Origin of the sequence: Candidatus Thioglobus sp., from assembly GCF_028599055.1 — a bacterium.
GTDB lineage: Bacteria > Pseudomonadota > Gammaproteobacteria > PS1 > Pseudothioglobaceae > Thioglobus_A.
This window is the reverse complement of sequence record NZ_JAQRMS010000053.1, coordinates 1-8,748: the sequence shown is the minus strand read 5'-3', so window position 1 is coordinate 8,748 and position 8,748 is coordinate 1. Positions and strand designations below refer to the sequence as shown.

Annotated in this window: 7 protein-coding genes; all 7 read right to left on the bottom strand. The window is 41.5% G+C overall.

The features are described from left to right. The coding region (gene pyk / locus PSN35_RS04750) for a pyruvate kinase (protein WP_300030190.1) at positions 1-1,115 on the bottom strand (1,115 nt) is incomplete at its 3' end. Between the two features lie 3 nt (positions 1,116-1,118). Beyond that, complete coding sequence (locus PSN35_RS04745; RefSeq protein ID WP_300030188.1) at positions 1,119-2,282, bottom strand: phosphoglycerate kinase; 1,164 nt, start codon at positions 2,280-2,282, stop codon at positions 1,119-1,121. Positions 2,283-2,298: 16 nt separating this feature from the next. Further along, positions 2,299-2,691, bottom strand: coding sequence for a DUF302 domain-containing protein (locus tag PSN35_RS04740; protein ID WP_300030185.1), 393 nt, complete (start codon positions 2,689-2,691; stop codon positions 2,299-2,301). Between the two features lie 39 nt (positions 2,692-2,730). Then, positions 2,731-3,726 carry a type I glyceraldehyde-3-phosphate dehydrogenase gene (gene gap / locus PSN35_RS04735; RefSeq protein ID WP_300030183.1) on the bottom strand — a complete coding sequence of 332 codons (996 nt, stop codon included), beginning with the start codon at positions 3,724-3,726 and terminating at the stop codon, positions 2,731-2,733. A gap of 96 nt (positions 3,727-3,822) precedes the next feature. Next, positions 3,823-5,805, bottom strand: a complete 1,983-nt coding sequence (gene tkt / locus PSN35_RS04730) for a transketolase (protein WP_300030180.1) — start codon at positions 5,803-5,805, stop codon at positions 3,823-3,825. Positions 5,806-5,904: 99 nt separating this feature from the next. Then, positions 5,905-7,896 (bottom strand): monovalent cation:proton antiporter family protein, encoded by a 1,992-nt coding sequence (locus PSN35_RS04725; RefSeq protein ID WP_300030177.1) that lies wholly within the window; start codon positions 7,894-7,896, stop codon positions 5,905-5,907. Positions 7,897-7,901: 5 nt separating this feature from the next. Then, positions 7,902-8,573, bottom strand: coding sequence for a transposase (locus tag PSN35_RS04720; protein WP_300030175.1), 672 nt, complete (start codon positions 8,571-8,573; stop codon positions 7,902-7,904). Positions 8,574-8,748 lie beyond the last annotated feature (175 nt).

The following is an 8,748-nucleotide window of genomic DNA, read 5'->3' as shown; positions in this document are numbered from 1 at the left end:
TGATTTGCTGCATACATTGCACTCATGGCAATGGTCTCATCAACATCAGTAAACGTCTCATTTAAACGGTGATGTGACACTTTAGCAATTGGGTTTTTCTCAGCTTCAACGCACACTTCAGCCATCGTTGCCACCGCATTACTTGGGTAAGCACCCGCTGCCGTTTCTGCTGAAAGCATGACTGCGTCAGTACCATCAAGCACTGCATTAGCCACATCAAATACTTCAGCACGAGTTGGAATCGGGTTTTCAATCATTGATTCTAGCATTTGTGTTGCGGTAACCACAATGCGATCGTTAGAGCGAGCCAGCTTAATCAAGCGTTTTTGCTGGGCAGGCAGTTGCGCGTCGCCAATTTCCACACCCAAATCACCACGAGCCACCATAATGCCGGCTGATTCATTAATGATGTCCAAAATGGTTGCTTCTTTAAGCGACTCTGCGCGTTCAATTTTAGAAATAACACCTGCATGGCTGCCTGCTTCTGCCAATAACGTTTTTGTTTCGCGTACATCGTCACCATTAATTGGGAACGATAATGCCACATAATCAGCTTTGGCTTTAGCAGCAGTAAAGATGTCTTTTTTATCTTTTTCAGTTAGTGCGTTGGCCGATAAACCACCGCCACGCAAGTTAATGCCTTTTTTGTCAGAAAGAATGCCGCCTTGTTGAACAATAGTATTAATCTTATTACCTTCAACATTGCTTACTTCAAGTACAATTTTGCCATCATCAAGAATTAAGATATTGCCTGGCTTTACTTCTTGAGGTAGTGTTTTATAGGCAATGCCAACTGATTCTTGATCGCCTAATAAGTTGTCTTTGTCTGCGTCTAGCGCAAAATGATCACCATTATTTAGCTCAATTTTCATGCCGTCTTTAAAAGAGGCAATGCGAATTTTTGGACCCTGAAGATCCATCAACACACCCACATAAGTACTGTTAGCTTGAGCCCACTCTCGAACCGCTTTAACTCGGCCTAAATGTTCTTCTTCAGAACCGTGAGAAAAGTTAATACGAACAACATTAACGCCCGCCTCAAGAATGCTTTCTAAAACCCCAGGTCTATCTGTGCTAGGGCCCAAGGTAGCTAAGATTTTAGTTCTTCTAGTCAAGTGTTACTCCGCTGCTCTTTGTTCTAGGATTTCTACTGCAGGTAATTTTTTACCTTCTAAAAATTCTAAGAATGCACCGCCACCCGTTGAAATGTAGCTTATTTTATCTTCAATACCGTACTTATCAACCGCTGCTAGTGTGTCGCCACCACCAGCAATTGAGAATGCATCAGACTCTGCAATAGCCATGCCTAATGTTTTTGTGCCACCTGCAAATTGGTCGAATTCAAATACGCCAACTGGACCGTTCCAAACAATCGTACCTGCATTTTTCATAATCTCAGCCAATTGTGCTGCAGAATCAGGACCTACATCAAAAATCATGTCGTCATCAGATACATCACTCGATGCTTTAGTCGTTGCCTCAGCAGTTTCTGAAAATTCCTTGCCACAAACTACATCTGTTGGCACTGGAATTTCACAGTCTTCCATTAATTTTTTAGCTGTTGGGATTAAATCATCTTCACATAGCGATTTACCAACATTATGACCTTGTGCTGCAATGAATGTATTCGCAATACCACCACCCACAACTAATTGATCAACAATCTTAGATAAAGACTCTAATACCGTTAACTTTGTTGACACTTTAGAACCACCAACAATTGCGACCATTGGGCGCTTAGGATTATCTAATGCTTTGCCTAATGCCTCAAGCTCGCCTGATAACAACGGGCCAGAACACGCAACCGGTGCGTATTTAGCAACACCGTGCGTTGACGCTTGTGCACGATGCGCCGTACCGAAAGCATCCATCGCAAAGATGTCACACATCGCAGCCATCTGCTTAGACAATGCATCGTCGTTAGCCATTTCACCGTTATTAAAACGAACGTTCTCACATAAAACCACTTCACCGTCAGCCATCTCAACACCATTCAACCAATCTTTTTCTAAGCGCACCGTAACGCCTAAAATTTCAGTTAGACGATCAGCAACTGGCTGTAATGTAAACTCGTCACTGTACTCGCCCTCTGTTGGACGACCACGGTGCGACATCAACATAACCTTCGCACCTTGAGCCATCGCTAATTTAATCGTTGGCACTGATGCTTGAATACGCTTATCGCTCGTCACCACGCCGTCTTTAATTGGCACGTTTAAATCTTGACGAATTAAAACTCTTTTTGATGCTAAATCTAAATCTGTTAAATTGATAACTGACATTTTTTCTCCTACTTAATTACGTAATTGACTGATCAACAATGTTAATCAGTGCTTGCTCTACTGGATCTATTATCGCCGAAAGGTCATCAGCGTTCGACAGTTGAGCAATATGTTTAGAAGGAAGCGCCATACCAACTTTGGTGGCACCTCCTTGAGTATATACCGAAACACGACATGGCAACACAGTTGCTAAATTCATGTCTTTTTCTAGGATATTTTTTGCAACCACTGGGTTGCAAATTTCAAACACATGACAAGCTTCGGTCAATTCTTGGCCCTTTCCAGCAAGTGTTTGTTTAATATCGTAAGAATGCAAAATTCCAAACTTATTGTTTGGAACCGCTTCTTTTAATTTTTCAATGACTTCATCAACGCTTAGCTGAGAGTCCTTGATATATAAGTCTGGCATATTCAAACACGGCCCGCAATGCGAGCCGTAGTTATTATATTAAGCGATGTGCTTAACTAAACGAAGCATGTTACAAGTGTAACCATACTCGTTGTCGTACCAAGATACAACCTTAACAAACGTGTCGTCAAGTGCAATACCTGCGCCAGCATCAAAGATTGATGATTGACTAATACCACGGAAGTCTGAAGACACAACCGACTCTTCAGTGTAACCCAATGTACCTGCCATTGAACCTTCTGAAGCTTCTTTCATTGCTGCACAAATTTCTTCGTATGTTGCAGGCTTATCAAGCTCACAAGTTAAGTCAACCACTGAAACGTCAACTGAAGGAATACGGAAAGCCATACCTGTTAATTTACCGTTAAGCTCTGGTAATACAACGCCTACTGCCTTAGCAGCACCTGTTGATGAAGGAATGATGTTTTCAAATACCGCACGTCCACCTCTCCAGTCTTTCATTGAAGGACCGTCAACTGTTTTCTGTGTTGCAGTAGATGCGTGAACCGTCGTCATTAAACCACGCTTTAAGCCCCACTTATCATTAATTACTTTAGCAATTGGCGCTAGACAGTTAGTTGTACATGATGCAGCAGAAACGATTGCTTGGCCTGCGTACTCGGTGTGGTTTACACCGTATACAAACATTGGTGTGCCGTCTTTAGAAGGTGCTGATTGAACAACTTTCTTAGCACCTGCATCGATGTGCGCTTGACAAGACTCTTCAGTTAAGAAGAAACCTGTACAATCGATAACGATTTCAGCACCAATTTCGTCCCACTTAAGGTCAGCAGGGTTGCGCTCAGCTGATAAACGTACTTTCTTACCATCAATGATAAAGTTGTCGCCTTCAACTGCTACTTCACCATCAAAACGGCCTTGTGCTGTATCGTACTTAAGCATGTATGCTAAGTAATCATTTTCTAATAAGTCGTTAATACCAACTACTTCTAATTCAGGGAAGTCCTTTTTAATTGCACGAAATGCCATGCGACCAATACGACCAAAACCATTAATACCTACTTTAATTGTCATTTTTTACTCCTTTACTTTTATTATTTTTATTCCTTTATGGAATAAATATCTTTAAATCCCGCCAAATTATGACCAATTTGGTGGGTTAATTTTTATTTAGCCTAATACTTTTTTTGCAGTTGCAACAACATTGTCCACCGTAAAGCCAAATTCTTTAAACAATTCACCCGCTGGTGCAGACTCACCGAATGTTGTCATGCATACTAAGCCACCATCTAAACCAACGTACTTGTACCATGCATCACCAACACCCGCTTCAATTGCAACACGCTTAGTGCCTGGTGTTAATACTGAATCTTTATATGCTTGATCTTGCTCATCAAACGCATCTGTACATGGCATAGAAACCACACGTACGTTTGCATCCATTGCCTCTGCAGCTTCTACCGCTAAGCCAACTTCAGAACCTGTTGCAATAAAGATGATGTCAGCATCGCCGTCACAATCTTTAAGTACGTAACCACCTTTTTCAATGTTAGCTACTTGCTCTGCAGTTCTAGCCATTGGCGTTAATGCTTGACGCGAGAATACTAATGCAGTTGGCGCTTCACCACGTAACATAGCCATCTTCCAAGATACTGCAGATTCGATTGCATCACAACCTCTCCAAGTTTGGAAGTTAGGGATCATACGCATCGTTGCTAATTGCTCAACCGGCTGATGCGTAGGACCGTCTTCACCCAGACCAATAGAGTCATGCGTGTAAACATAAATTGTGCCAATCTTCATTAGGGCAGACATACGTAGTGCATTACGCATGAATTCCATAAACATGAAGAAAGTTGCGCCGTATACTTTAAAGCCGCCATGTAGAACCATACCGTTCATCATGTGTGCCATACCGAATTCACGAACACCCCATGAGATGTAGTTACCGTTAGCGTTATCAGCATTAACCTTAACTGTACCTGACCAGTTAGTTAGGTTAGAACCAGTTAAGTCAGCTGAACCACCAAACATTTCTGGTAATAATGGACCCATTGCCTCAATAGCTTTTTGTGACGCTTGACGAGAAGCAATATTTGGCATCTCATCTTGAGTCTTAGCAATAAACTTATCCATTTCCATTTCAAAGTTAGCTGGTAGTGTGCCCGCCATACGACGTTCAAATTCTGAAGCTTCTTCAGGGAATTCAGCCTTGTACGCTGCAAATGCATCGTTCCAAGCGCCTTCATCTGCTGCACCTTGCGCCTTATGATCCCAACCTTCGTAGATGTCCGCAGGGATTTCAAATGGCGCTGAAGTCCAGCCTAATTCTTTACGCGTTGCTGCGATTTCTTCGTCACCTAATGGCGCACCGTGACAATCGTGTGTGCCACATAAATTTGGTGAACCAAAGCCAATAACTGTCTTACAACAGATTAAAGATGGCTTGTCTGTCACGGCTTTAGCTTCTGTGATTGCCTTGCTGATTGCATCTGCATCATGGCCATCAACTGCAACCACGTGCCAATCGTATGAATTAAAACGTCCTGGAACGCCTTTTTCCATCCACTCACCAATGTGACCGTCAATCGAAATATCGTTATCGTCCCAGAATGCAATTAACTTACCCAAGCCTAATGTGCCAGCCATTGCACACGCTTCGTGTGACAAGCCTTCCATTAAACAACCATCACCCATAAATACGTAAGTATTGTGATCAACGATCGTGTGGCCTGGCTTGTTAAACTGTGCAGCCATAGTGCGCTCAGCAATTGCCATACCAACAGCATTAGTAACACCCTGGCCTAATGGGCCAGTTGTCGTTTCAATACCTTCAGCGTAACCATACTCAGGATGGCCTGCAGTTTTAGCGTGCAATTGACGGAAATCTTTAATGTCGTCCATGCTTAAGTCAAAACCAGACAAATGCAATAATGAGTACATCAACATTGAACCATGACCGTTTGATAAAACAAAACGATCGCGGTCAGCCCACTTAGAGCTAGTAGGGTTGTACTTCATGTGGTCGTTCCAAAGAACTTCAGCAATATCTGCCATACCCATTGGTGCACCTGGGTGGCCTGAATTTGCTTTTTGAACGGCGTCCATACTTAGGGCGCGAATTGCGTTTGCTAGATCTCTGCGTGATGGCATACTAAATTTCCTTAAATGCAAAAGAAAATAATTATACGCAAAAACTAACGAACTATCAAGGTGGCTTTAACCAGTTGTTTTTAAAGGTAAAAAGTAGTATTAAGACTTACCCGTTGTTAAATACAGCTCAACGCGCTCAATATTTTCTGGTGTGCCACTCAGCACCAAATGATCATCAATCCTTAGTCGAGTCTCGTTTGATGGGTTGTTGCCACGAATACTACCGCGCTTAATCGCTTCGACCTGAATATCAAACTGTTCTAACCCAAGTGAACCAATGGTTTTATGTGTGGCAAACGTATCTTGAGTTAAGATCACCGTATGGAAAACACCGGTCATTACTTGATGTTCTTCCATTGGATTATCATCTTCACCTGGATAAAAATTCTCCAACAAACGATAACGATTTTTACGAATTTCCCGCACCTCTTTAAGAATTTTCCTAGGCGGATCGCCAATCATCAACATTAAGTGAGAGGCTAACATAATACTTGATTCAAACGTATCGGGAATTACTTCGCTCGCACCTGCTTCAAGCAATTCATTAACATGTGCGTCATCTGGCGTTCGCACCAGAATTGGCACCTGCTGGTTCATTTGACGGATGGTTTTTAAGATTTTAATCGAAGCATGAAAATCACTAAAAGTCACAATCACAATACGCGCCTTGTCTAAACAAGCTGCTTTTAAAATCGTCTCTTTTGCCGCATCACCGTAATAGACATTCTCACCCGCATCATGCGCTTCTTGAACGCGCTTAATATCCATATCAAGCGCAATAAATAATTTATTAGCCTTGGATAAAAAGCGGCTAACAGTTTGTCCAACACGGCCAAAGCCACACAAAATAACATGCTGATCGAGACGCACACTATCATCAATAATGATTTTCTCAATATTCTGATGATTGCTTAAATAAGAGCCTTTATGCCATGTTTTGGCAATCACACCGTTAAATTTAATCAAAAATGGCGCAACAGACATACTCAATACCGCCGAGGTTAATAAGATATTGCCTATTTCAATAGGTAATAATTTATAAGTAAATGCCAGTGTTAACAGCACCAAACCGAACTCACCTACTTGGGACAACGATAACGCCAATCGCAAGGCCACGCCACCTTGCTTTTGAAACAATCTGGCCACCCCATACAAAACCAAACCTTTTAACAAAATAATACCTAGGGTAATGGCGATAATTAACCAGAAATGCTGTTGTAACAAGGTTAGGGAAATCATCATGCCCACGGTAACAAAAAACAGGCCTAATAAAATATCTTGAAACGGACGAATGTCGGATTCAATCTGATGTCTGTATTCTGTTTCACTAAGCATCATGCCTGCTAAAAATGCGCCCAATGTCATTGATAAGCCCATTTGCTCAGTAAACGCAGCAGCACCTAATGCCACCGTTAAAACCGTCAAGGTAAATAGCTCTTGTGATTTGGCCGAAGCCACTTCGTGAAACAACGGTTTAAGCAAATATTTACCGATCATGTGCATGACAACCACCACCAGCATTCCTTTTAAGAAGGCCACACTCAACGCCAAACCAAGGCTGTTATCGCCCACACTAGTCAGCGCCAAAGTTGGGATCAAAATCAACAGCGGAATGGCAATAATATCTTGAAAGATAAGCACACCCAATGCAGAGCGTCCATGGCGAGAATGAATCTCAGATTGCTCAGTCAGCTGCTTAATAACAATCGCCGTAGAAGACAAAGCAAATGCACTGGCAATAATAATATTAGTATTGGTATCCAGTCCTGCGAAATAACCAATAGCGTAAACCAATAATCCGGTCACAAACACCTGAACCGTACCCAGTCCAAATACTTGTCGACGCATGGAAATCATTTGCGCAAGTGAGAATTCTAGTCCAATAGCAAACAACAAAAAGACAATGCCAAACTCGGCCAATATTTCGATATTTTCTTCTTTGTCAATCCAGCCGAATCCATTAGGACCAACAATAATACCCACAATGATGTAACCCAAAATTGGTGGAAAGTGCAGTCTTCTTGAAAGCGACACAATTGCTACCGCAATGGCTAACAACAAAACAATGTGGATCAATAAGTGTTCGTTCATACTATTTAAGAGGGGACGGTACCCTTTTTTGGCCTTCCAATTTGTTTAAAGGACAAATCCCTGCCAATAGATTTGCTAAGTTTATCAATAAAATTCTTTCCTCCACAAGGCAATCCTTTGTTTACATTCCGCCTAATAATATTAACACTGTCATCATCAACGCACTCTTGTAAATAATCCAAATATGTAGATTGCTCAACGCCAATATCGTAGGCGGTAATCATATCATCATACACAAGACCGCAATGATGCGCAGCACTGGAATATTTATAATCAATTGCTTGTTTAACCATTTTTGCCCTAACTGGGTTGTTTTCAACATAGCGAAATGTATGATAAGTATAACGCTCATCAAGTGCTGAAGAAAAATATCGCCCTTGCCATAAGTGACCATTCCAACTATTTTTCTTATTAATATATTGTGCATAACGCATATGTAGGGGCTTTAATACTTTTTGCAGCCCATCTTCAGTCGCGGGCAACAAGATCAAATGAATATGATTTGTCATTAAACAATACGCTAACACCTTAACATCATGAGCCACGCTGTATTGAAGCAATAATTTTAGATAATATTCCTTATCCTCATCAGAAAAAAATACATCAGCCTGACGATTTCCACGTTGAGTAACGTGATGTGGGATATTAGAAAATACGTTTCTGGCTTGTCTAGGCATGCCATAAGTATAACTTACTTTAAAATAAAAGGGTACCGTCCCCTTTTACCACACGTTGAGTAACGTGATGTGGGATATTAGAAAATACGTTTCTGGCTTGTCTAGGCATGCCATAAGTATAACTTACTTTAAAATAAAAGGGTACCGTCCCCTTTTACCGATTTAGAGGTGTGTA